Genomic DNA, 21,685 nt, shown 5'->3' on the forward strand with positions numbered 1-21,685 from the left:
TTTCCTATAATACGGCCAAGACTCCACTCAAGAAACGCCCCTCCATGTTCAAACGCCTCCTGTCCGCCCTGTCCGGTAAAAAAACCGAAGCTTCCGATTCCCCACCAGTGACAGAAGCCCGTCCGGGCGGCAAGGAAATGATCACCGTCTATGACGCCTACGGACACGAACTGAACATCACGCGCAACGAGTGGCACGACAGGATATTCCTGCCTAGCCTGAAGCAGAATTGGAACGACCCCGACGAACTCTACCGATTGATATTCTCCGGCCTCGACGACGGCTTCCCTGCCGATCTGCAGCGCGCCGCGCAGCGCTTGCTGGAAATCGAGACCATGCCCGAACGCGGCCACACCATGCTGGGCATCGTGCTGTTGAGGAACGGCCAGTTCGACGCGGCCGAAGCCACGCTGCGCGCCGGCATCGAGAAGGTCGGCGAGTCCGGCACGCTGCTGACCAATCTGGCCAAGGTGCAGGCCGAACGGGGCGACGAGGCGCTGGCGGATGAAACGCTGTGGCGCGCGGTCCAGGCCGATCCGAACCAGGAAAACGGCTTGATGTGGTGGGCGTCGATCCAGCGGGAGCGCGATGGCGAGCCCGCCTATCTGAAAGCGCTGCAAACCGCCGCCGCCTTGCCGGGCAGCTGGTGCCCGCAATTGTGGCTGGCGCGCCATCATCTGGAAAAAGAGGAATTCGCTGCGGCGCGCGCGCTGTACGAGCAAGTACTGCAAGGCGGCCGCTACGACCGCGCCGCGTTGACGATGATGTCCAGCGACATGGGCAGCAGCGGCCAAATCCCGCTGATATTGGAACTGATCGCCCCGGCCTTCGACGAGCATCACCACGATCCGATGGCCGGCCTCAACCTGCTGCGCGCCTGCCAGGCGCTCGGCAAGGTGGAGGAGGGCGAGGCGCTGCTTGACCGCATGTGCGCGCTGGGCTTCCCGCCCATCAAGCAGCACCTGGATCAGTTCGCACAAGTGTTTCAGCAGATGCGCGCGCAGTCCGCGCCGCTGGAGGAAGCGGATGCGGAGTAGCGCCAGGCTGGGCGCCGCCCTGTTCTGCACTTTTTCCCTGTGCCATGCCGCCGATGAAGCGGTGGCGCCACGGGCGCTGGAAGAGGGCCGCGCCGCCATCAACTACAAATCGGATGGGGATGGCATGATCGTGGACTTCGCCAACAGCACCGAGGCGGAAGCCTGCAAGGGCATGGTACCGGTCGGGAGGGTTTATGCTGCGGAGCTGTTGCGCAAGAAGCTGTTGGGCTTCATCGCGAAGATGGTAGAGAAGAGCAATCGCACCGTGGCAAATGCGCTTCCGGAGATCGAGACTGGAGTGAAAGCCGATGAGCCGCTGCAGATTCGCGGCTACTCGTCGTACAGCTCATCCAACGGACCGTTCCGCAGCAGCGGCTCCTGCGGCCCGCGGACGCTTCGCTTCACGCCGCAATCGCAGCACCGATACCAGGTCATGTTCAATTTTATCAGCAGCGGTTGCGAGCAGACGATCACCGACGTGACCCAGCCAGAGCAGGCCGTGCCAGTTGAAGCCGAGGTAATCCTCAGTTGCCCCAAACCTTGATGGATCTTTAAAAAGGCGCACCATGATTCTCTATCACAGCATTGCCGCGCGTTCCTTCCGTCCGCTGTGGATGTTGGAGGAACTGGGGCTGCCTTACGAACTGCGCATGCAGGCCTTCCCGCCGCGCGTGCACGACAAGTCCTACCTCGACATCAATCCCTGCGGCACCGTGCCGGCCTTCTTCGACGGCGACATGCGGATGACGGAATCGGCGGCGATCTGCCAATACCTGGCCGAACGCCATCCGGCCGCGCGGCTGAACGTCGCGCTGGACGAGGCGGACTACGGCGCGTGGTTGAACGCTCTGCACTTCGGCGAAGCCACGCTGACTTTCCCGCAAACGCTGGTGCTGCGCTACAGCCGCTTCGAATCGCCGGAGCGCCTGCAGCCGCAAGTGGTGGAAGACTATTCGCGCTGGTTCCTGTCGCGCCTGAAAACGCTGACGCCGCGCCTGGAGCAACACGAGTTCCTGTGCGCGGGCCGCTTCACGGCGGCCGACGTCTCGGTCGGCTACGCGCTGCTGCTGGCCGAGCAGCTGGGACTGCATACGTCATTCACGCCGGCCGTCGCCGCCTACTGGCAGCGGCTACGCCAGCGTCCCGCCTTCCTGCGCGCGCAGGCGGCGGAACGTGCCGCCGCATCGGCGCAGGGCGTACCGCTGCGGCCCGCTACCGAGCTCTAACTGGTGACAAATGAAACATCTGCATGGTATGCATAACTCCAGCTAATGCATTAAACGTCCTGGCGCCGAATGGCAGGCATGCATGCAGTTTATGCGCCTCGGGGGCGGTTTTGCCGGGGAAGATACCATTTGAAGTACAGCAGGATTTCGCCGGCCACTAGCGCGCCGAGGCCAAGGAAGAGCATGGCGATGCTCAGGTACATGCCGTGGAACAGGTGGTCGATGCTGTCGACCGCCTTGCCCACGATGAAGCGCGGCAGCGAGTCGACCAGCTTGGCCGGGGTCGAGTTGGCCTCGTCCAGGCCGATGATCGGGCCGCCCGAGGCGGCGGCCCGCAGTTCCGCCAGCACCTTGTTGATGCCGCGCGCCTTCAGACGCTCCCACAGTCCGTCGTCGTGCGGGACGTAGCGCAGGTCCCTGAGCACCAGCATGACCAGCAGTTCGCGCGTCACCCTGGTGCGGATCTGATGCTCCTGGATCGCCGCGAACAGATAGGTGCGCACGGTGGGCATGTTGTTCTCCATCGCCGGCAGCACTTCGGTTTCCATCACCGCGTCGAGCTGGTTCTGCTGGTGGCGCAGCACGCCGATGGTGACGGTGGCGAACATGACGCCCACCAGGATCACCAGATAACTGAGCTTGGCGAACACGTTCCAGACGCGGTGCTCGCGCACCATCAGCCGCTTGCGCGCCAGCACGACGATCACCACGATCGCGATGACAAAGCCCAGCAGCGCGAACACCGGCACCCACCACAGCGACTTGAGCAGCATGTCGCCGACGCGGTTGCCGATGGCACTGCTCAGCAGCGCGGACCAGTTGGACGACAGCGCATCCAGCATCAAGCCGCCTGCTCGGCGGGCTTGTGGACGATCACGCAGTCGCGGCCGGCGTGCTTGGCGGCGTACAGGCAGGCGTCGGCGGCGGCCAGCATGGTGGCGGCGTCGCACAGGCGGTCCTTGTCGTAGCTGGCCACGCCAATGCTCATCGTCACGTGCGGACGGGTGGCGGCCGGCGCGTGGGTGATCTCCAGCGCGGCGATGCGGGCGCGGATCGCCTCGGCGTGCTGGGCCGCCTGCTCGGGGCCGGTGTCCGGCAGCACGGCGGCGAATTCCTCGCCGCCGTAGCGCGCGGCCAGGTCGGCCGGACGCTGCAGCATCGCGGCGAAGGCTTCCGCCACCAGCGTCAGGCAGGCGTCGCCCTGCTGGTGGCCGAAGTGGTCGTTGTAGGCCTTGAAGGAATCGATGTCCATCAGCAGCAGCGACAGCTGGCTGTTGTTGCGCTGGGCACGGCGCAGTTCGCGGTCCAGCGCGACGTCGAAGTGGCGGCGGTTGGCGATGCCGGTCAGGCCGTCCACGTACGATTGCGCGCGCAGCGCCTCGGCCTGGCCGCGCAGCTGGCGCTCGCGGCCGACGGTGGTGCTGATGTCGCTGACCTCGATCAGGCAGAAGCGCTCCTTGCCCTCGGTGAAGGGTGTCACCGACACCGCCTGCTCGACACGTTCGCCGCCCCAGGTGCCGGCCGGGTACAGCGGGAAGGGCGAGCGGTTCAGCGCCGGCGACAGCTGTTGCGGCAGCTTGCTCTGCATCGCGCTCTGCACCGCCTGCTCCAGGCGCTGGCCGCGCAGCTCGGGGAACAGGTCGAACAGGTCGCTGCCCTGCACGCGCTGGGCGGACAGGCCGGAGTGGCTGGCCAGCCACTGGTTCCACATGACGATGCGGCCGTCGGCGTCGAGCACCATCAGGCCCAGGTTGGCCAGCCCGAGCACGCGCGCGGACAGGTGGGTGTGGCTGCCGGCGGCCGGCGGGGTGGCGGTGGGCTTTGCTTGCATGGGCTCTCTTCCTGGCGTGACCGTGGAGTGACCCTGCGATTATAAGCGCAGCCGCGCCGCGCGGGGGAGCGGGTCAGCCGCCCGCCGGCAGCGGCGGCGCCGGCTCGGCCAGGCCGTGCAGCTGCCAGTAGTGGCGGAAGGCGGCGCGGATGTTCTCGCGCAGCGTGCGGTTGTCCCAGGGCTTGGTGTAGAAGCGGTACAGGGCGCCACGGTGGACCGCCTCCATGATGGCGCCCAGCTCGGTGTGGCCGGACAGGATGATGCGGAAGGTGTCCGGATACATCCGCTGGACCTGGTCGAGCAGCTCGGTGCCGCGCATTTCCGCCATGTGCTGGTCGCACAGGATCAACTGCACTGGATGTTGCGCCAGCAGCGCCAGGGCCTGGGCCGCGCCGTTGGCGGCGAACACCCGGTAGCCGTCCGCGCGCAGCAGGCGCTGTAGCGCGCTCAGCACGTTGGGCTCGTCGTCGATGATCAGCAGCGTGCGCTCGGCAGCGGCGCCGACGCCCTCCGGCACGCCCAGGCGCACGTCGTCGCGCAGCAGGCATTCCAGTTGCCCGGCCGGCAGCGGGCGGCTGTAGTGGTAGCCCTGGATCTGGTCGCAGCGCTGGCGCCCCAGGTAGGCCAGCTGGGCCTCGGTCTCCACGCCCTCGGCCACCACTTCCAGCTTCAGGCTGTGCGCCATGCCGATGATGGCGTCGACCACGGCGGCGTCTTCCGGATTGCTGGTGACGTCGCGGATGAAGGAGATGTCGATCTTCAGCGCGTCGACCGGGAAGCGCTTCAGGTAGGCCAGGCTGGAGTAGCCGGTGCCGAAGTCGTCGATGGCGATGCGCACGCCCATCGCGCGCAACGCGGCCAGCGTGGCGGCGGTGCGGCCGGGGTCGTCCATCATGGCGCTCTCGGTCACCTCCAGCGTCAGCAGGCCGGGGGCGATGCCGTGGCGGGCAATGGCCTGGGCCACGGTCTCCTCCAGCCGGGTGTCGGCGAACTGGCGGCTGGCGACGTTGACCGCGATCCCCAGCGGGCGCTCGCCCAGCGCGGCCCAGGCGGCGATCTGGCGGCAGGCCTGGTCGATGGCCCAGGCGCCGACCGCCACGATCAGGCCGCTGCGCTCGAGCAGCGGGAGGAATTCGGACGGCGCCACCTGGCCGTGGCCGGGCCGGTTCCAGCGCAGCAGCGCCTCGGCGCCGGTGATGCGGCCGCTGTCGATGCGCACCTTGGGCTGGTAGTACAGCTCGAACTCGCCCTGGGCGCAGGCGTGGCGCAGCGCGTGTTCCAGCTGGTGATGGCCGCCGGCGCCGCGTTGCATGGCCTCGGTGAAATGGCAGCAGCGGTCGACGCCGGCCTGCCTGGCCTGCTGCAACGCCAGGCCGGCGTAGCGCAGCAGCGTGGCGACGTCGTCGGTGTCGGCCGGGCAGGCGGCGATGCCGATGCAGGCCGTCAGCGTGGCCGGTCCGCCGGGCAGGTCGAAGGGCTGGTGCAGCGCGGTGCGGATCAGCTCGGCGAGCTCGCCGGCCTGCCGCAACTGCGCCAATGCCGGCAGCAGCAGCGCGAACTCGTCGTTGCCGAGCCGGCCGATGGCCGCGCGCGCCGGCGCCAGCAGGTTCAGGCGCCGGGCGAACTGGCGCAGCACGGCGTCGCCGGCAACGTGGCCGTGCAGGCCGTTGATGGCGCTGAAACCGTCCAGGTCGATCAGCAGCAGGGCGCTGGCGCGCGGCCAGGCGGCCGGCAGCTGGCGCGCCAGGGTGTGGGTGAACAGCTGGCGGTTCGGCAGCCCGGTCAGGCTGTCGTGGCCGGCGCCGGCCGGCGGCTGCGCCGGCGTTGGGGGAGACGGGATCATGGGGGCGGGCCTCCGGTGGCGGATGACGGCTTGGCGCAGGCCATGCCGATGGCGTCCAGGATGGCCTGGTCGTCGACGGGTTTGCTCAGGTAGGCCAGCGGCCGGTGCAGTTGCGCCTGCGCCTGCTCGGCGTCGGTCTGGTGGCCGGTGATGATGATCACGCCAATCGCGGGCGCCAGCGTGGCCAGCCGCGCCTGCACCTCCAGCCCGGACAGGCCCGTCATGTGCACGTCCAGCACTACGCAGCAGGGATGGCCATCGTCCAGCGCGGCCAGGAAGTCGGCGCCGCCTGCGTAGGCCCGCGCCGCGATGCCGACCGAGCGCAGCAGCCGCTGCAGCGCGCGCCGCACCGCCTCGTCGTCGTCGACCACCGCCACCCAGGGAAGAGAGGTATCCATGCGGCCACGATAGCCCGCCGGCCGCCGCGCGGCTATTGGACCTTGGGCCAACAGGTTGCGGATCAGCCGCGGCGCGCGCGGTCGACCAGGCGCACCAGCGCGGTTGGCGAGCGCACTTGCATCTTCGCCATCACGCGCGCGCGGTGCACCTTGACGGTCTTCTCCGCCGTGCCCAGCGCGGCCGCCACCTGCTTGTTCAGCAGGCCTTCCACCAGCAGCTCCAGCACCTCGGTCTCGCGCGGCGTCAGCGTGGCCAGCCGCGCGCGGATGGCGGCCAGCTCGGCATCGGCGCCGCGCAGCTGGCGCTGTTGTTCCAGCGCGGCCTCGATGGCGGCGATCAGGCGCGCATCGTCGACCGGCTTGGTCAGGAAATCGGCCGCGCCCAGCTTCATCGCCCGCACGCCGCTGTCGATGTCGCCGTGGCCGGTCAGGAAGATGATGGGCAGCTGCGGTGCGCGCGCCGCCAGCGCCTGCTGCAGCGCCAGCCCGTCCATGCCGGGCATGGACAGGTCCAGCACCAGGCAGCCGTCGGCGCCGTCCTCCAGCGCGTCGAGGAAGTCCCGGGCGCCGGCGTAGGCGCGCACCGTGTAGCCGGCCGCGCCCAGCAGCCGCGCCAGCGCCTTCAGCACGGCCGGCTGGTCGTCGACCAGATGGACCAGGCCGCTCATGGCGCTTCCGCCAGCGGCAGGCGCAGGTGGAAGCTGGCGCCGCCGTCCGGGTTGTTGTGCGCCCACAGCGTGCCTTGGTGGGCGGCGGCGATGCTGCGGCAGATCGACAACCCCAGCCCCATGCCGCGCACCTTGGTGGTGGTGAACGGGTCGAAGATGCGCGGCAGCAGGTCGGGCGCGATGCCGGTGCCGTGGTCGATCACGCTGAACAGCGCGGCGTCGCCGTCGCGTGCGCAGCGCAGCACGATCACGCCGTCCGAGGCCGGCGGCGCGGCCTGGGCGTCGCAGGCGTTCATCAGCAGGTTGATCAGCACCTGCTGCAGCTGCACCGGGTCGGCCAGGATGGCCAGCGGTTTGTCGTCCAGCTCGGCGCGCACCGACAGGCCATGCTGGATCAGGTCGTTGCGCACCAGGCGGATCACGCCGTCCGCCAGCTCGCGCGCGTCGAGCCGCTGGCGCGGCATGTCCTGCTTGCCGAACAGGCGGCGCAGGCGCTGGATGATGTCGCCGGCGCGCTTGTCCTCGGCCACGATGTCGATCAGGATCTCGGCCACCTCGGCCACGTCGGGCTCCGGCTGGGCCAGGAAGCGCCGGGCCGCCTGGGCGTTGCTGAGGATGGCCGTGAGCGGCTGGTTCAGCTCGTGCGCCAGCGCGCCCGACAGCTCGCCCAGCATGGCCACCCGCGCCAGGTGGGTGACCTCCTTCTGCTTTTGCAGCAGATCGAGCTCGGCCTGCTTGCGCGCCGTGATGTCGAGCGAGACGCCGCGCACGCGCAGCGGCTGCCCCTGCTCGTCGAACTCGACGCTGCCGTGCGAGGAGATCCAGCGCGGCGCGCCGCCGGCCGGCAGCAGCCGGTATTCCATGTCGTAGCGCGGCGTGCCGTGCAGCGTGTCCTGCAGCGTGCGCTGCACGGCGGCGCGGTCGTCCGGATGCACCCTGGCCAGCAGCGCGTCCAGGGTCAGCGGCTGGTTGGCGTCAAAGCCGAACAGCGCGCGCCACTGGTCCGAGGCCCAGATGACGTCGCCGCGCAGCTCGCGCGTCCAGATGCCGAGGTGGGCGGCGTTGGCCGCCAGCGCCAGTTGCTGTTCGCTTTCGCGCATGCCGGAGCGGGCCCGCTGCATGCCGAGCGCGGCCTCGCGCAGCGCGTTGCCCAGCTGGTTGGCCTCGCGGAAGTGCAGCGGCGGGATGGCCGGGATGCCGCCGGCGCCGACCGCGCGCGCCGGCGCCACCAGCGCCTGCACCGAGCGGGCGATGCGTCCGCCCAGCAGCCACGCCAGGCCCAGGCCGGCGGCCAGCGCGGCGGCGGCGGCCGACACCAGCCAGGTCAGCGTGCCGGTCAGCCGGGCGGTCAGCTCCGCGCGCGGGATGCCCAGCACGGCGCTCCAGCCGGTGCGCGGCGAGCGGCTGTAGACCACGTACACATCCTCGCCGTCCAGCGTGCGCGAGTCCATGCCGGCCTCGCTGGCGCCGGTCAGCTGCCGGCGCAGCGCGGGGCTGACCTGCTGGCCGGCATAGGTGGCCAGCTCGTGGCTGCGGGTGGCCACCCGGCCGCCGGTGTCGAGGATGCTGGCGCGCCAGTGGGCCGGCAGTTGCTGCTCGCCCAGCACGTGCAGCAGGCGCTCCGGCGTGTAGATGGCGTTGAGCGTCATGACGATGGCGCCGTCGCGCCGCACCGGCACGCCGATGCTGAAGATGGGCTTGCCGTTGAGCGGGCCGGTGAACATGTCGGACACGCCCGGCTGGCCGTTGGCCAGGATGCGCTGCAGCAGCGGCGCCCGTCCCAGCCGCGCCAGCGGCGCGCCGTAGGGTCGGCGGGTCGACAGCAGCAGGGTGCCGTCGGTGTCGAGCAGCACGATGCTGTCGGCGCCGAGCTGCCCGACCAGGCCGGTGGCGCGCTGGTGGAAGCCGGCCAGGTCGCCGTCGCGCAGCAGCGTGGAGGTGCTGAGGATCTGCAGGGCCAGCTGGGTGGCCGCGATGTCGCGGTCGGTGGCGGCGATGATGGCGTGGGCGCGCGCCACGGTGTTGTCGATCAGCTGGGCGCGCTCCCGGTGGTAGAAGTTGACGATCAGGATGGCGGCCACCATCGCCACCGGCAGCACGCAGGCGAGCACCAGCAGCGCCAGGCTGGCGCGCACGCCGGGAGCGTGGGGCCGGGGCGGGACTGGCGCGGGTGTCATGGGCGGGCGGTTTATCGGCGGCGTCGGATCGGCGGAGGGATGAAACGATTGTAAGGACTCCGGCCGCCGGTGCCAACGCCGGCCGTACCGAATCGCGGGGCGATGTTGTCTGTTGAACTCACTATCATGGGCGACTTTTCAATTAAAAAATATTTCCTCATTCTGCGGGGGCGCCGCGGGGCCGCGCGGCGTCGTTTTTTGGCGTTTCGGCGCGTGAGACGGCCACGCCGAACCTGCTATCATGGGTTGGTTGAGAATTCTCATGCGTGGGATATTCCGCTGAAGTAATCTTGCAACGTTGACCTGTGCTTTGCCTGGAAAGGAGGCGATCGTGGAACCGACACAAGAGAGCGTACCGGACGACGGCGCCGGCGCCGCGCCGCCCGTCACGGCGGCCGCGACCGCCGCCCGCACCCGCCACAGCCTGCCTCCCAAGGGCGCCTGCTGGTACTGCGACAAACCGTTGGACAATGTGCGCCGCTTCTGCGACAAGGAGTGCGCCGACGCCTTCGACGAGGAAAAGGAATATACCCGCTGACTACCCGCTGACGTCAGGGCGCGCCGGCCCGCAGGCGCGCCAGCGCCGTCTCGAAATCGAACTGGTGGGCCGCCGCCGTCACCTGTTCGAACACCGCCACGCCCAGCCCGGCCGCCAGCGCCGTGGCCGACTGTTCCAGCACATCGATCGCCGCGCCATCGCCCTCGTCGAGCAGGCGCGCCAGCTGCCGCACCAGCGCGCGCGCACCCGGCACCGGCCGCGCCGGCGCGGGCGGCACCTCGCGCGGCGCCTCGGCCGCCAGTAGCGCGCCGGTCTCGTCCAATAAACGCTCCATCGCCTGCGCCAGCGGCGCCAATGGCGCGTCGCCGCCGGACGCCTCCAGCGCGGCCGCCAGCCGCACCACCTGCTGCGCGCCGATCATGCCGGCCGCGCCCTTGAGCGTGTGGACGATGCGCAGCGCGCCGTCGCGGTCGCCGGACGCCTGCGCCGCGCCGGCCTCGGCCGCCGCGTGACGGTAGCGCTGGCGGAAGCTGCGCAGGATGTTCAGGTACAGCGTGTAGTCGCCCATCAGCCGGTGCAGGCCGGCGGCCACGTGCAGCACCTCGTCGTCGGCCGGGTTCATCGGGTGGTGAAGGACCAGCTGCGGGTGACCGGCACGCCGGCCGCCAGGCCGCTGAAGCTGACGTCGTAGACGGTGCCGCCCTTGAGCGGCGCCAGCGGGATGATGGCGGCCACCGTCTCGCCGGTGTTGCTGTCGGTGGCGTGGCTGAGCAGGCGCACGCTGAGCGCGGCGCCGCCGCGCGGCGCCACCGTGAAGCTTTGCACGGTGATGCCGACGCCGTCGCGGATGGTGTCCGAGTGCACGCTGATCGGATAGCCCACCTCGTTCTGGTTGGGCACCGGGTCGGGCGATTCGCTGTCGCTGAAGAAGTTGGTCGGCACGCCGGTCTGGTTGGCGGCCGGGTAGTTGACGATGCGGCCGACGCCCAGGCCGGCGCCGTAGCCGGCCACGGCGGTCAGGTCGGCGGTGAAGTAGGTGTAGTTGGCGCTGGTGGTGGCCGCGCCCGTGCCGACCTCCTTGAACACCGGCTCGAACATCACGAAGCGGTGGTAGATCGCGGTGATCAGCTCCTCGGCCTGGTAGAAGCCGGAAGCGTTGCCGGTGGCGGAAATGACCTCGCCGATGGCGTACGGCTTGGTGGCCTGGTAGCCGGCGTTGGTCAGGCGATCGAGCAGCGTGGCGCCGGTGAAGCCGGGCAGGCCGGGCGTCTGTTCGTGGGTGACGGTGTTGTTCAGGCGCTGGTAGTCGGAATGGCCCTGGGCCGCGGCGTCGATGCGGGCGTTGCGCGTCAAGGTGGACAGGCCGAGCTGGGCGCGCCGGTAGTTGATCCAGTTGTAGCCGTCCAGCGCGGTGTTGCCGGTGAAGACGGGCGCGCCCGGCGTCTGCGCCAGGTCGGGCGGCGTGGCGCCGCCGGTGCTGGCACCGCCACCGCCGCCTCCGCCGCAGGCGGACAGCAGCATGGCGAGCAGCAGGGTGGGAAGCATGAGGGCGCTGCGTGGTCGGTGAATAGCCATGAAAACTCCTGTACGGTGGGGCGCCGGCCTGTGGCTGGCTGGTCCAATTCTATGTCAGATTTCGGTTGGGCAGCATCCTGTATGAGCCAGCAGGACGCGCTGTTAAAATGGTAAGCTTGCCGCTTTGCCGCCCGCCGTGAAGCACGCGGTATTTTTTTGATTGCCTCCAATTTGAAGCCATTACACCACGCGCGCGTGCAGCGCGCCAAATTCGCCCTGCCCAGCATGGTCACGCTGATGTCGATCGCGTGCGGTTTCGGCAGCATCGTCATCTCGGTCGACAACGCCATGATCGGCTCCGCCCACGACTACCGCCTGGCCGCCGTGCTGCTGGTGCTGGCCGGCGTGTTCGACGCGCTCGACGGCCTGGTGGCGCGCGCCACCAACACCTCGTCCGCCTTCGGCATGCAGCTCGACTCCATCGCCGACATGATGAACTTCGGCTGCGCGCCGGCATTGCTGTTGTATTGCTACGGCTTCGTGCAGCTGGGCGTGGAGCATCCGATGCTGCTGCGCGTGGGCGGCATCGCCAGTTTCTTTTTTGTGGCCTGCGGCGCGCTGCGCCTGGCGCGTTTCAATGTGAATGTCGGCCGCACCGATCCGCGCTACTTCGTCGGCATGCCGAGCACGGCGGGCGCGGCCTGCGTGGCCTCGGTGGTGGTGGCATGGCCGGACCCGGCGGCCTCGGTGCTGCATGGCGGCCTGATCGTCGCGCTGCTGTTCGTTGTGGGCGGGCTGATGGTGACGACCGTGCGCTTCCCCAGTTCCAAGCAAAAGAAAAGCATGGGCGCGCTGGTCGTGCTGCTGGTGAACCTGGGCCTGCTGGCCTGGCTGCGCAGCTTGTACTTCGCGCTGTTCTTCGCGGTCTACATCGCCGCCACGCTGCTGCTGAACCTGGCGTGGAAGCGCGGCTGGCGCGGCATCGCGCCGCCGCTGGTCTACCCGGACTGACGCCTACGCCACCTCGTGGCCGCGCGCGGCGCGCAGGATGGCGAACCACTGCTCGCGGCTCAGGCTGAACTGGGTGGCCTGCACCGCCTCGGCCACCGCCTCGATGCGGCCCGAGCCGGTCAACGGCAGCGGCCTGCTCGGCAGCTGCATGATCCACGCATACACCACGCTGCCGAACGGGCGTCCCAGCGCGTCGGCCACCTGCTGGATCGCCGTGCGCACGCGGGCGCCGTCGGCGTCGTCGCGGCTGAACAGGCGGCCGCCCGCCAGCGCCGACCAGATCATCGGCGCCACGCCCAGGTCCTGGAGGCCGTCGAAGGTTTCATCGAACATCGGCGCCACGTGCAGCGGCGAGCATTCCACCTGGTTGGTCGCCAGCGGAATGCGGCGGTGCAGGCACTCGAACTGGTGGCGGCTGAAATTGGACACGCCGAAATGCTTCACCTTGCCGTCCGCGCGCAGGCGCTCGAACGCGCCGGCGATCTCGTCGAAATCCATCAGCGGATCGGGGCGGTGGATCAGCAGCAGGTCCAGGTGGTCGGTGCGCAGCTGGCGCAGCGAGTGCTCGGCCGAGGCGATGATGTGGCTGGCGCTGGTGTCATAGTGCTGGATGGTGTGCGCCGGCCGCGCCGCGGTCACCAGCTTGATGCCGCACTTGCTCACCAGCTGCATGCGCGCGCGCAGCGACGGCTGCAGCGCCAGCGCCTCGCCGAACAGCGCCTCGACGCCATAGCCGCCGTAGATGTCGGCATGGTCGAAGCTGCTCACGCCCATGGCCAGGCACTGCTCGATAAAGCTCACGCGCTGCTGCGGCGTCATCTGCCATTCGTTCATGCGCCACATGCCGGCCACGATGCGCGACAGGGCCGGTCCGCCCCGGCTGGTGGCGACGGCGGGACAGGTCAGGTCGGTCGGCGGGGTGGGGCTCATGGGCGCGCTTTCAGTGGGGAAGGGTGGCAGGGATTATAGCGACAAGCTTGCAGGATAGGCATGCCGCAGCGTGTTCGACTGGAAATGAATTTTTCTGTGGCAAGTGCTTTTCGCCTGGATTTTCGTTGTATGATCGACTCAGACAGACGGTGATGGAGGGTGAGCAAGTGGGCTTCTTATCGTTTCTGAAATCCAAGCCGGAGGCCGCTCCGGAGCCGGCCGCCGCGCCCGCCAAGGCGGCCGCGCCCGTGGCCGCACCGGCGCACGAGGGCGATCCCGAGGCCATCGTGGTGCGCTCGGAAATTGTCGACGAGCGCCACCGCTTGTGCGGCTACCGTTTTTCCGTGCCCTTCGGCGGCAACCGCGCGCCGCTGCCCGAACCGGTGCAGATCGAGACCCTGGTGGCCGCGCGCCTGCCGCAATTCGCGCAGAGCCGCATCGCGCTGGTGCAGGTGAGCATGGACGCGGTGGTGTTCAACCGCCACCTGCCGCTGGTCGCGCCGCACACCGTATTCCTGCTGGACCGCAGCCAGGCCGCCGGCCTGCCGGTGGACCAGATCGCCGGCCGCATGACGGCGCTGCGCCAGACCGGCTGCAAGCTGGCGCTGCGCGGCATCAGCCTGGACCCGGCCGACGCACCGCTGCTGGCGCTGTGCGACGTCGCCATGCTGTCGCTGGGCGAGCACACGCTGGCCGATTTCCAGTCCCTGATCAAGCAGTTGCGCATGCGCTATCCCGACATGAAGCTGGCGGTGGACGGTGTCGAAACCTGGGATGAGCAGCGCATGTGCCTGTCGTGGGGCTGCAATTACTTCATGGGGCACTTCCTGACCACCAGCGACAAGGTGGACCCGGACGCCAAGATCGACCAGAGCCGCATGACCTCGATCGAGCTGCTCAACCTGCTGCGCAGCGACGCCGAGCTGCCGGCCATGATCGAGGTGGCCAAGCGCGATCCCGGCATGACCTACCAGGTGCTGCAATGGGCCAACGCGCCCAGCAACGGCCAGACCACCAAGGTGACCAGCCTGCAGCAAGCCTTCATGGTCTTGGGCCGCAACCAGCTGTACCGGGGCTTGACGGTGTCGATGTTCCGGCTGGGCGGCGGCGCCAACGCGGCGCGCGACGAATCGCTGCTGGAAGTGGCGCTGACCCGCGCGCGCTTCATGGAAACCTGCAGCAAGCTGCCGCAGGCCAAGCGCGACGAATTGTTCCTGGTGGGCTTGCTGTCGCTGTTCGACGTGCTGCTGGGCGTGCCGATGGCCAACCTGGTCGACAAGATGCACCTGTCGGACGACATCCGCGACGTGCTGCTGAGCAGCGACGGTCCCTACGGGCCCTACCTGATGATGGTGATGCTGCTGGAACGCGACAAGGTCCAGCGGGCGCTGGAGATCGCTGAAAAGCTGGGGCTGGATGTGGAGGGGCTGGCCACGGTCGGCCAGGCGGCCTTCAAGTGGGCGCAGGAATCGCTGCAGCACACCCACGCTGATGATGAGTAACAACTGGGGTCAAGTCTGACATTCGGACACGAGCTCTGCCGTAGCGAGCGCAACGGTACAGCCCGTGTCCGGATGCCAGACTTGACCCCCAGGGTTTATTTGAGCCAGAGGCGGATCGAATCCCAGGCGCGGCCGAAGATCGATGCCTGGTCGACGGTTTCCAGCGCCACCACCGGCAGTTCCAGCAGCGGCTTGCCATCCACCATCATCTTCAGCGAACCGACGCGGCTGTTCTCGGCCAGCGGCGCGACCAGCGGATCCTTGCGCTCCAGCAGCGGCTTCATCTTGGCGGCAACACCCTTCGGCACCGTCACCAGCACGTCGTTGGCGAAGCCGATCTTGACCGCGCTCTTCGAACCCTTCCAGATCTCCGGCGTGGCGATGGCCTGGCCCTTGGAGTACAGCTTGACCGTGTCGAAGTTCTGGAAGCCCCAGTTCAGCAGCTTCTGGCTTTCCTGCGTGCGCGACTGGTCGGACGTGGTGCCCAGCACCACCGACACCAGGCGGCGCTCGCCGGCGCCGTTCGGACGGTGCGCCGACGCGATCATGCAATAGCCGGCCGCCTCGGTGTGGCCGGTCTTCATGCCGTCCACGGTCGGGTCCAGCCACAGCAGGCGGTTACGGTTCGGCTGGGTGATCTTGTTGTAGGTGAAGCTCTTGACCGAGTCGATCTTGTAGAACTCCGGGTAGTCCAGGATCACGCGCTTGGCCAGCACCGACAAGTCCTGCGCGGTCGAGTAGTTCTCCGGGCTCGGCAGGCCGTGCGGGTTGGCGAAGTGGGTGTTGGTCAGGCCCATGCGCTGGGCTTCCTTGTTCATCATCACCACGAAGGCGGACTCGTCGCCGGCGACCGCTTCGGCCAGCGCCACGGCCGCGTCGTTGCCCGACTGGACCATCAGGCCGTACAGCAGGTCGTTGATGCTGACCGGCGTGGCCGGGTCGATGAACATCTTGGAGCTGCTCGAATCGACCTTCCAGGCCTTGGTGGAGACGTTGACCATCTGTTTCAGGTCAATTTTCTTGTCGCGCAGCGCGCCGAAGGTGACGTAAGCCGTCATGATCTTGGTCAGCGAGGCCGGCTCGATGCGGGCGTTCGGATCCTGCGAGGCGATGATCTGGCCGCTGGTGGCGTCCAGCAACAGCCAGGACTTGGCGGCGATGGTCGGCGGCGGCAGGGTTTGCGCGACGGCGGCGGACATCAACATCACACTGGTGGCCAGTGCCGCGATAAATTTTTTCATGGGATGCTTTATTCGGTGAAAAGTTGAAGGCGTGGGAATTATAGGGGTTTAATCCGCTGTTGCGGTGTCCGTTTCCGTCTCGGCAACGTCGGTCGTGCGGTGCCACAGCTGCGTGACCCAGCCCTTGATGTGCTGCAGCTTGCGGTGGAAGAAGTGGTCGGCGCCGGGGATCACGATGACCGGAATGTCCTGCGGACGCAGCCAGTCCAGCACGTCGAGCAGCGGGATGGTGTCGTCGTTTTCGCCGTGGATCAGGATGGTGTCGGCAGGCACCGGCGCCATCTCCCACTTCTTGGCCGCGCTGCCGACCAGCACCAGGCGCTCGGCCGGCGTGCCGGCTGCGGCCAGGCGCTGCGCCAGCTGCGACTGCACGAAGGTGCCGAACGAGAAGCCCGACAACGCCACCGGCAGGCCCGGGTACTTGGCCGTCATCCACGCGTGCAGCAGGGCCATGTCGTCGGTCTCGCCGTGGCCGTGGTCATGCACGCCCTCCGAGGCGCCGACGCCGCGGAAGTTGATGCGCGCCACCACGTAGCCCAGGTTGACGAAGGTGCGCGCCAGCGTGACGGCGACCTTGTTGTCCATGGTGCCGCCGTACAGCGGATGCGGATGGGCCACCAGCGCGATGCCGCGCGGGATGCTCTTCGGATAGTCGAGGATGCCTTCCATTTGGCCGGCGCCGCCGGCCAGGGTGAATTTTTCGTTCTTGTTCATGTTCATCAGATTTTGAGACGGTCGACAACCTTGCCCTGCACCAGATGGGTGTCGATGATTTCATCGATGTCGCTGGTGTCGACGTAGGTGTACCAGGTGCCTTCCGGATAGACCACCAGCACCGGGCCTTCTTCGCAACGGTCCAGGCAGCCCGCCTGGTTGATGCGGACCTGGCCCTGGCCGTTGATGTTGAGTTCCTTGCAGCGCTTCTTGGCGTGCTTCTGCGCGGTCTCCGCGCCGTGGTCGCCGCAGCTGTTGCGGCCGTCATCACGCTTGTTCATGCAGAAGAAGACGTGGTGTTTATAGTAGGGAGTATCGCTCATCGCTGTACCTCGGGGAAAATTATAGGCGCTATGATACCCGCTAAGGCTTAGTCACGGCTTATTGAGCTTGTGAGAAGGCAGCCACAGGAACCATACCGCGAAGAAGGGCCACAGCAAGGTCAGGAACTGCGCCGCGCCGTTGAAGTTGAGGAACTTGCCCTGCACCCAGGTCTGCAAGGTGGCGACGAAATACGGGTTGGCCGGCGTGGTGTTGACGATCACCAGGCTCAACAGCAAAGTCGCCACCGCCAGCCGCCGCTGCGCCACGTGGGGAGCGAAGGCCAGGCCGGCCAGCATGATGGCGCCGATCAGGAAGCCGCCCTCGGCGCCCGGCGTGACCCAGACGAAGGCGTTCTCAGGCGAGAACAGCAGCGCCGTCGCCAGCGCCTTGACGACGATGGCGGCGGCGATCATGGCACCCACCAGCAGCCCGCGCGGGGCCGGCTTGCGCAGCAGGCACAGCAGCGTTAGCGCCGCGCCCACCATGCCGCAGGCGGTGATGATGGTTTCCGACAGCCAGTATTGTTCCACCGTCAGGATCGTATCCGGACGGACATAGCTGGCCAGGTCGATCTCGGTGTCGAGCAGCTGCGACAGCCATTCCGACAGGATGGGCAGCAGCTGCCCCAGGCCGAACAGGAAGCTTTGCGGATACATCTGCGCCAGCGGCCACAGCGCCAGCAGCACCAGGCCCTGGCTGGCGTGCGGCGCGAACCAGGCCTGGCGCAGCCGCTGCAGCTGGCTCTGGTCCAGCAGGCGGCGCACGGTCAGCACGCCGACCACCGCGCCCAGCGCGCAGCCGGCGGCGTTGGTGTAGAAGTCCAGGTTGGACGAGACGCGGCTCGGCAGGTAGGTCTGCACGCCTTCCATCAGGCCGGACAGCAGCAAGCCGCCGATGGCGGCCATCAGCCACGCGGCCAGGCCCTTGAAGCGCGGGTACAGCGAGTAGACGATCAGCGTCCCCAGCGGCATGTAGCCGACCACGTTGATGATGGCGTCGAACTTGGTCCAGTAGCGCGGCATGCTGGTGTTTTCCAGGAAGATCAGCGGCGACAATCCCTGGTTGTGCCAGCCCGAGAACGGGAACCAGCTGGCGTAGACGATCAGCAGCACGTAGGCCAGCAGCGCCGCCCGCGTGAACGGCGACGGCTTGCTGGCCGGTGCCTCGGCCGGCGGTGGCGCCGGCGCGGCTGGCGTGTTGTCTGTCATTCCTTTTGTAGCGGCAGGGTCGCCAGCCAGGCCAGCACGTCGGCGGTGACGGCGTCGGTGGCTGCCGCCAGCGCCTGGGCGCCGCCGGCGGCGTCCGGGCTCGGGGCCGGGCTGCTGCGGGTGAAGGTCTTCTGGTCCACCAGCTTGTGGTTGCGGAACAGCGAGGCGCGCAGGTCGACCACGCCGGTGCTGCTGGTGGCGCTGTCGAAGTTCTGCGCGAAGTCGTTGACCTCCATGCGCAGCACGGTCGGGCTGGCGGCGGCGTCGGTGGTCGACAGCACCTTGACGCCGGCCTGCGCGATGCGCGCCTTCATGCGCTGGGTCATCAGCTGGAACGGCGTGGCGGTCCACTGGTTGTAGGCGTAGGGGCGCGACTGGCGCGCGTCCGAGTACAGCAGGCGGTATTGCATGCGCTCCGTGTCGAGCGCATTGGGGCCGGCGATGTCGGCCACGATCAGGGCGCCGATGGTGGCCGGCACTTGCGCGGAGGCGGGCGCTTGCTGCAGCGGGCCGAAATCGTATTGCGCGGTCGGCTGGCCCTTGCTGGCGCAGGCGCCCAGCAGGGCGGCGACGGCGGCGATGGCGATGGCGTTGCGGATGGCGGAAGTCATCTCATTGATCCTTATTTGGACGAGGCGGAAAAGCCTTCTTCGCCGGGGCCGGGCGGCGTGCCGGGCGAACCGAAGATCAGGCTTTGCGGACGGTCGTTAATCTTGTTCATGGTCTTGCGCAGCGCGCGCATCGAGGCCTTGGTGTCGTCGGACAGCGAGTTCACTTGCGGCAGCGTGTCGAGTTCTATGCCGCCGGCCACCGCCTCCACCGAGCCGCCGATGCGGTCGGCCGTGGCGGCGATGCGGGCGATCGGGCCGTCCGGCGCCTGCAGGTTTTTCACCAGCCGGTCCGAATCGCTGGCCAGCGTGTTGAAGGAGTTCAGCGTGTGCTGCGTTTGTTCGGCCAGCGCCGGCAGCTTGGCGATGGTCGGCTCCAGCTTGGTCGGCAGCTCGCGGTAGGCGTTGGCGGTGGCGCTGACATCGGAGAAGGCGGCGAGGATGGTCTTCTGGTTCTCGGGGCTGAGCAGCGTATTGAGCTTGCGCGTCACTTCCTCGGATTGCGTCAGGATCTCCTTGCCGCGCTTTTCCAGCTGGTCGAAGAAGCCGGGACGCAGCGGGATGCGGGCCGGGTTGTCGCTGTTGGTGGCCAGCAGCGGCGAGCCGACCTTGTCGTCGTCGAGCTGGATAAAGGCGATGCCGGTCACGCCCTGGTAGCCCAGCGTGGCGAAGGTGGTCTTGGTGATCGGCGCGTCGGTGTTGATGTTGAGGGTGACGAGGATCTGGCCGGCCACCTTGGGATCGAAGGCGATGCTGCCAACCTTGCCCACCTCCAGGCCGCGATAGCGCACCGGCGCCTGCGGGTTCAGGCCCGGCACCGATTGCGCGGTGGCGATCACGTAGGGCGCGCGCTGCACGCGGTCGCGGTTGAACCACAGGCCGAACAGGATGGCCGCGATCAGCAGCGTGATCGTGAAGAAGCCGGTGGTGAGTGCGTGGGATCGGTTTTCCATCAGTGGTGCTCCGTATTGGTTTTTTCGTCCAGCGCTTCCAGCGCGCGGCGGCCACGGTCGCCGAGGAAGAACTCCTTGATGAACGGGTGGTCGATGGTCAGCAGGTCGCGCAGGGGACCAAGCGCGATCACATGTTTTTCGGCCAGCACGGCGATGCGGGTCGACAGGGCGAACAGCGTATCGAGATCGTGGGTGACCATCACCACCGTCAGCCCCAGCTCGCGGTGCAGTGATTTGATCAGCGAGACGAAGGCTTCGGACAGGTCGGGATCGAGGCCGGCGGTCGGCTCGTCGAGGAACAGCAGCTTGGGTTCGAGCGCCAGCGCGCGCGCCAGCGCCACGCGCTTGACCATGCCGCCGGACAGGTCGGACGGCATCTTGTTGGCCTGCTCGGGGCCCATGCCGACCATGTTCATCTTCAGCAGCACGGCGTCGCGCACCAGGTCCTCGGGCAGCGTGCCCAGTTCGCGCATCGGCTGGGCGATGTTCTCGAACACCGTCAGCGCCGAATACAGGGCACCCTGCTGGAACAGCATGCCCCAGTGGTTGCGCAGCTGCTGCAGCTGGTCGGAACCGATCTCGCTGATGTCCTCGCCGAACACGCGCACGCAGCCGCGCGCCGGCGTCTCCAGCCCGAGCATCTGGCGCAGCAGCGTGGTCTTGCCGGTGCCGGAACCGCCGACGATGGACAGGATCTCGCCCTGTTCGATTTCCAGGTTCAAGTCCTGGTGCACGACGGTGCGGCCGTATTTGGTCCACAGGCCGGTGATCTCGACGATAGGCACGCTGCCGTCCAGCGTCAGTTCGCCGGTGCCGGGGCCGCAGACTTTTTCGGGGACGAGTGCTTGATTGGCCATCAGAACCCCACGCCGCTGAAGACGATCGCGAACACGGCGTCGGCCAGGATCACAGCGGTGATCGCCGTGACCACCGAGGTGGTGGTGCCTCGCCCCAGGCTCTCCGTGTTCGGCTTGATGCGCAGGCCGAAGTGGCAGGACACCAGCGCGATCAGGATGCCGAACACCGTGCCTTTGCCCAGGCCGATCATATAGTTCGCCAGCGGCACCGCGTCCGGCAGCTTGAGGATGAAGTATTGCGGCGACAGGTTCAGCTCCACCTTGGCCGACACCATGCCGCCCAACAGCGCGATAGTGTCGGTCCAGATCACCAGCAGCGGCATGGCGACGGCCAGGGCCAGCACCTTGGGCATGATCAGGCGGAAGCCGTGCGAGATGCCCATCACCAGCATGGCGTCCAGCTCCTCGGTCACGCGCATCACGCCCAGTTGCGCGGTGATGGAGGAACCGGAGCGGCCGGCCACCAGGATCGCCGCCAGCAGCGGCCCCAGTTCGCGGATGATGCTCATGCCGAGCAGGTTGACCAGGAAGATGTCGCCGCCGAAGTTGCGCAGCTGCTGCGCCGACAGGTAGGAGAACACCACGCCGATCAAAAATCCGACCAGCGCCGTGATGCCCAGCGCCTGGAAGCCGGCGTGGAAGATGTTCGCGGAGATTTCCTTCCACGGTCCGCGCATCGGCGCGCGCGCGAAGCGCCACAGTTCCTGCACCACCTGGCCGATCAGCGAGGTGAGGGCGATCAGGTGCTCGAAGAACAGCAGCATCGCGAAGCCGAGCTTCATCACCCACGTCAGGCGCTGCGGGCGGGCCGCCGGCAGTTCGAGCTTGCCGGTCGATTCGAGGCGGTTGAAGAATTCTTCCTGGCCGGGCGCCAGTTGCAGGTCGGCCGGGCGGGTTTTGCCCCAGGCGTTCCACAGCAGCTGGGCGCCGATGTGGTCCATGCTGTCGATCGCCGTCAGGTCCCATTTGACGCCGTCGGCCTTGAGGGTCTTGATCATCGCCGTGATGGTGGCCATGGTCTTGCCCTGGGCCAGAGCGTGCACTTGCCAGGTGCCGCCGGCGGCGACCGAAGGCCCCTTGGCGGCACCGGGATTGAGAGTGAGAGTGGGCTCTTTGGCGATAGGCATTGCGTCAGTTTAAGGG

General features: G+C 68.0%; 23 protein-coding genes. 6 read left to right on the top strand and 17 right to left on the bottom strand.

Annotated features, from left to right (window positions below):
- The first annotated feature begins 44 nt into the window (after positions 1 to 44).
- From ACUJB0_RS30230 to ACUJB0_RS30240, 3 genes are read left to right on the top strand one after another with little or no spacing between them, the layout of a single operon-like run.
- Entirely contained in the window at positions 45 to 1,037 is a 993-nt protein-coding gene (locus ACUJB0_RS30230) for a tetratricopeptide repeat protein (RefSeq protein ID WP_444848498.1), read from the top strand.
- Positions 1,027 to 1,581 carry a hypothetical protein gene (locus ACUJB0_RS30235; protein ID WP_444848499.1) on the top strand — a complete coding sequence of 185 codons (555 nt, stop codon included), beginning with the start codon at positions 1,027 to 1,029 and terminating at the stop codon, positions 1,579 to 1,581. The genes ACUJB0_RS30230 and ACUJB0_RS30235 overlap by 11 nt, the downstream gene beginning before the upstream one ends.
- 22 nt (positions 1,582 to 1,603) lie before the next feature.
- A complete protein-coding gene (locus tag ACUJB0_RS30240) occupies positions 1,604 to 2,263 on the top strand; it encodes a glutathione S-transferase family protein (RefSeq protein WP_444848500.1) in 660 nt (219 codons plus the stop codon).
- Between the two features lie 89 nt (positions 2,264 to 2,352).
- Here ACUJB0_RS30240 and ACUJB0_RS30245 read toward each other — a convergent pair whose 3' ends face one another.
- From ACUJB0_RS30245 to ACUJB0_RS30270, 6 genes are all read right to left on the bottom strand, one after another.
- Positions 2,353 to 3,105, bottom strand: coding sequence for a hypothetical protein (locus ACUJB0_RS30245; RefSeq protein WP_444848501.1), 753 nt, complete (start codon positions 3,103 to 3,105; stop codon positions 2,353 to 2,355).
- Entirely contained in the window at positions 3,105 to 4,094 is a 990-nt protein-coding gene (locus ACUJB0_RS30250) for a diguanylate cyclase domain-containing protein (protein ID WP_444848502.1), read from the bottom strand. Before ACUJB0_RS30250 ends, ACUJB0_RS30245 begins: the two co-directional genes overlap by 1 nt.
- Before the next feature lie 73 nt (positions 4,095 to 4,167).
- Positions 4,168 to 5,937 carry an EAL domain-containing protein gene (locus tag ACUJB0_RS30255; protein ID WP_444848503.1) on the bottom strand — a complete coding sequence of 590 codons (1,770 nt, stop codon included), beginning with the start codon at positions 5,935 to 5,937 and terminating at the stop codon, positions 4,168 to 4,170.
- Positions 5,934 to 6,335 carry a response regulator transcription factor gene (locus tag ACUJB0_RS30260; protein ID WP_444848504.1) on the bottom strand — a complete coding sequence of 134 codons (402 nt, stop codon included), beginning with the start codon at positions 6,333 to 6,335 and terminating at the stop codon, positions 5,934 to 5,936. Before ACUJB0_RS30260 ends, ACUJB0_RS30255 begins: the two co-directional genes overlap by 4 nt.
- 62 nt (positions 6,336 to 6,397) lie before the next feature.
- Positions 6,398 to 7,003 carry a response regulator transcription factor gene (locus tag ACUJB0_RS30265; protein ID WP_444848505.1) on the bottom strand — a complete coding sequence of 202 codons (606 nt, stop codon included), beginning with the start codon at positions 7,001 to 7,003 and terminating at the stop codon, positions 6,398 to 6,400.
- Positions 7,000 to 9,180: a sensor histidine kinase gene (locus ACUJB0_RS30270; RefSeq protein ID WP_444848506.1), complete on the bottom strand. Its 2,181-nt coding sequence runs from the start codon at positions 9,178 to 9,180 to the stop codon at positions 7,000 to 7,002. Before ACUJB0_RS30270 ends, ACUJB0_RS30265 begins: the two co-directional genes overlap by 4 nt.
- A 331-nt stretch (positions 9,181 to 9,511) precedes the next feature.
- Here ACUJB0_RS30270 and ACUJB0_RS30275 point away from each other — a divergent pair, with 331 nt between their 5' ends.
- Entirely contained in the window at positions 9,512 to 9,718 is a 207-nt protein-coding gene (locus ACUJB0_RS30275; protein ID WP_444848507.1) for a hypothetical protein, read from the top strand.
- 13 nt (positions 9,719 to 9,731) lie between these two features.
- On the opposite strand, the gene ACUJB0_RS30280 is transcribed toward ACUJB0_RS30275, so the two are convergent.
- Both ACUJB0_RS30280 and ACUJB0_RS30285 read right to left on the bottom strand, forming a co-directional pair.
- Positions 9,732 to 10,301, bottom strand: a complete 570-nt coding sequence (locus tag ACUJB0_RS30280) for an Hpt domain-containing protein (protein WP_444848508.1) — start codon at positions 10,299 to 10,301, stop codon at positions 9,732 to 9,734.
- Positions 10,298 to 11,254 (bottom strand): CAP domain-containing protein, encoded by a 957-nt coding sequence (locus ACUJB0_RS30285; RefSeq protein WP_444848509.1) that lies wholly within the window; start codon positions 11,252 to 11,254, stop codon positions 10,298 to 10,300. Before ACUJB0_RS30285 ends, ACUJB0_RS30280 begins: the two co-directional genes overlap by 4 nt.
- A 195-nt stretch (positions 11,255 to 11,449) precedes the next feature.
- On the opposite strand from ACUJB0_RS30285, the gene pssA reads away from it, so the two are divergent.
- A complete protein-coding gene (gene pssA / locus ACUJB0_RS30290) occupies positions 11,450 to 12,205 on the top strand; it encodes a CDP-diacylglycerol--serine O-phosphatidyltransferase (protein ID WP_444848524.1) in 756 nt (251 codons plus the stop codon).
- A gap of 3 nt (positions 12,206 to 12,208) precedes the next feature.
- Here the strand turns inward: pssA and ACUJB0_RS30295 are convergent, their stop codons facing one another.
- Positions 12,209 to 13,135, bottom strand: a complete 927-nt coding sequence (locus tag ACUJB0_RS30295) for an aldo/keto reductase (protein WP_444848510.1) — start codon at positions 13,133 to 13,135, stop codon at positions 12,209 to 12,211.
- Positions 13,136 to 13,302: 167 nt separating this feature from the next.
- Between ACUJB0_RS30295 and ACUJB0_RS30300 the strand changes: the two genes are divergently transcribed.
- On the top strand, positions 13,303 to 14,637 hold the full coding sequence (locus ACUJB0_RS30300) for an EAL and HDOD domain-containing protein (RefSeq protein WP_444848511.1): 1,335 nt from the start codon (positions 13,303 to 13,305) through the stop codon (positions 14,635 to 14,637).
- A 95-nt stretch (positions 14,638 to 14,732) separates the two neighbouring features.
- Here the strand turns inward: ACUJB0_RS30300 and ACUJB0_RS30305 are convergent, their stop codons facing one another.
- From ACUJB0_RS30305 to ACUJB0_RS30340, 8 genes are read right to left on the bottom strand one after another with little or no spacing between them, the layout of a single operon-like run.
- Positions 14,733 to 15,878, bottom strand: a complete 1,146-nt coding sequence (locus ACUJB0_RS30305; RefSeq protein ID WP_161086932.1) for a D-alanyl-D-alanine carboxypeptidase family protein — start codon at positions 15,876 to 15,878, stop codon at positions 14,733 to 14,735.
- A gap of 48 nt (positions 15,879 to 15,926) precedes the next feature.
- Complete coding sequence (locus ACUJB0_RS30310; RefSeq protein WP_444848512.1) at positions 15,927 to 16,592, bottom strand: alpha/beta hydrolase; 666 nt, start codon at positions 16,590 to 16,592, stop codon at positions 15,927 to 15,929.
- A 5-nt stretch (positions 16,593 to 16,597) separates the two neighbouring features.
- Complete coding sequence (locus ACUJB0_RS30315; protein WP_161086930.1) at positions 16,598 to 16,915, bottom strand: (2Fe-2S) ferredoxin domain-containing protein; 318 nt, start codon at positions 16,913 to 16,915, stop codon at positions 16,598 to 16,600.
- A 51-nt stretch (positions 16,916 to 16,966) separates the two neighbouring features.
- Complete coding sequence (locus ACUJB0_RS30320) at positions 16,967 to 18,124, bottom strand: VanZ family protein (RefSeq protein WP_444848513.1); 1,158 nt, start codon at positions 18,122 to 18,124, stop codon at positions 16,967 to 16,969.
- Positions 18,121 to 18,735, bottom strand: coding sequence for an ABC-type transport auxiliary lipoprotein family protein (locus ACUJB0_RS30325; protein WP_444848514.1), 615 nt, complete (start codon positions 18,733 to 18,735; stop codon positions 18,121 to 18,123). The genes ACUJB0_RS30320 and ACUJB0_RS30325 overlap by 4 nt, the downstream gene beginning before the upstream one ends.
- An 11-nt stretch (positions 18,736 to 18,746) precedes the next feature.
- A complete protein-coding gene (locus ACUJB0_RS30330) occupies positions 18,747 to 19,685 on the bottom strand; it encodes an MlaD family protein (protein WP_444848515.1) in 939 nt (312 codons plus the stop codon).
- Entirely contained in the window at positions 19,685 to 20,542 is an 858-nt protein-coding gene (locus ACUJB0_RS30335) for an ABC transporter ATP-binding protein (RefSeq protein ID WP_444848516.1), read from the bottom strand. Before ACUJB0_RS30335 ends, ACUJB0_RS30330 begins: the two co-directional genes overlap by 1 nt.
- Positions 20,542 to 21,669 carry an MlaE family ABC transporter permease gene (locus ACUJB0_RS30340; RefSeq protein WP_161092849.1) on the bottom strand — a complete coding sequence of 376 codons (1,128 nt, stop codon included), beginning with the start codon at positions 21,667 to 21,669 and terminating at the stop codon, positions 20,542 to 20,544. Before ACUJB0_RS30340 ends, ACUJB0_RS30335 begins: the two co-directional genes overlap by 1 nt.
- Between the last annotated feature and the right edge of the window lie 16 nt (positions 21,670 to 21,685).

This window comes from Duganella caerulea (assembly GCF_040362985.1).
GTDB classification, from domain to species: Bacteria; Pseudomonadota; Gammaproteobacteria; order Burkholderiales; family Burkholderiaceae_D; genus Rugamonas; species Rugamonas vulcania.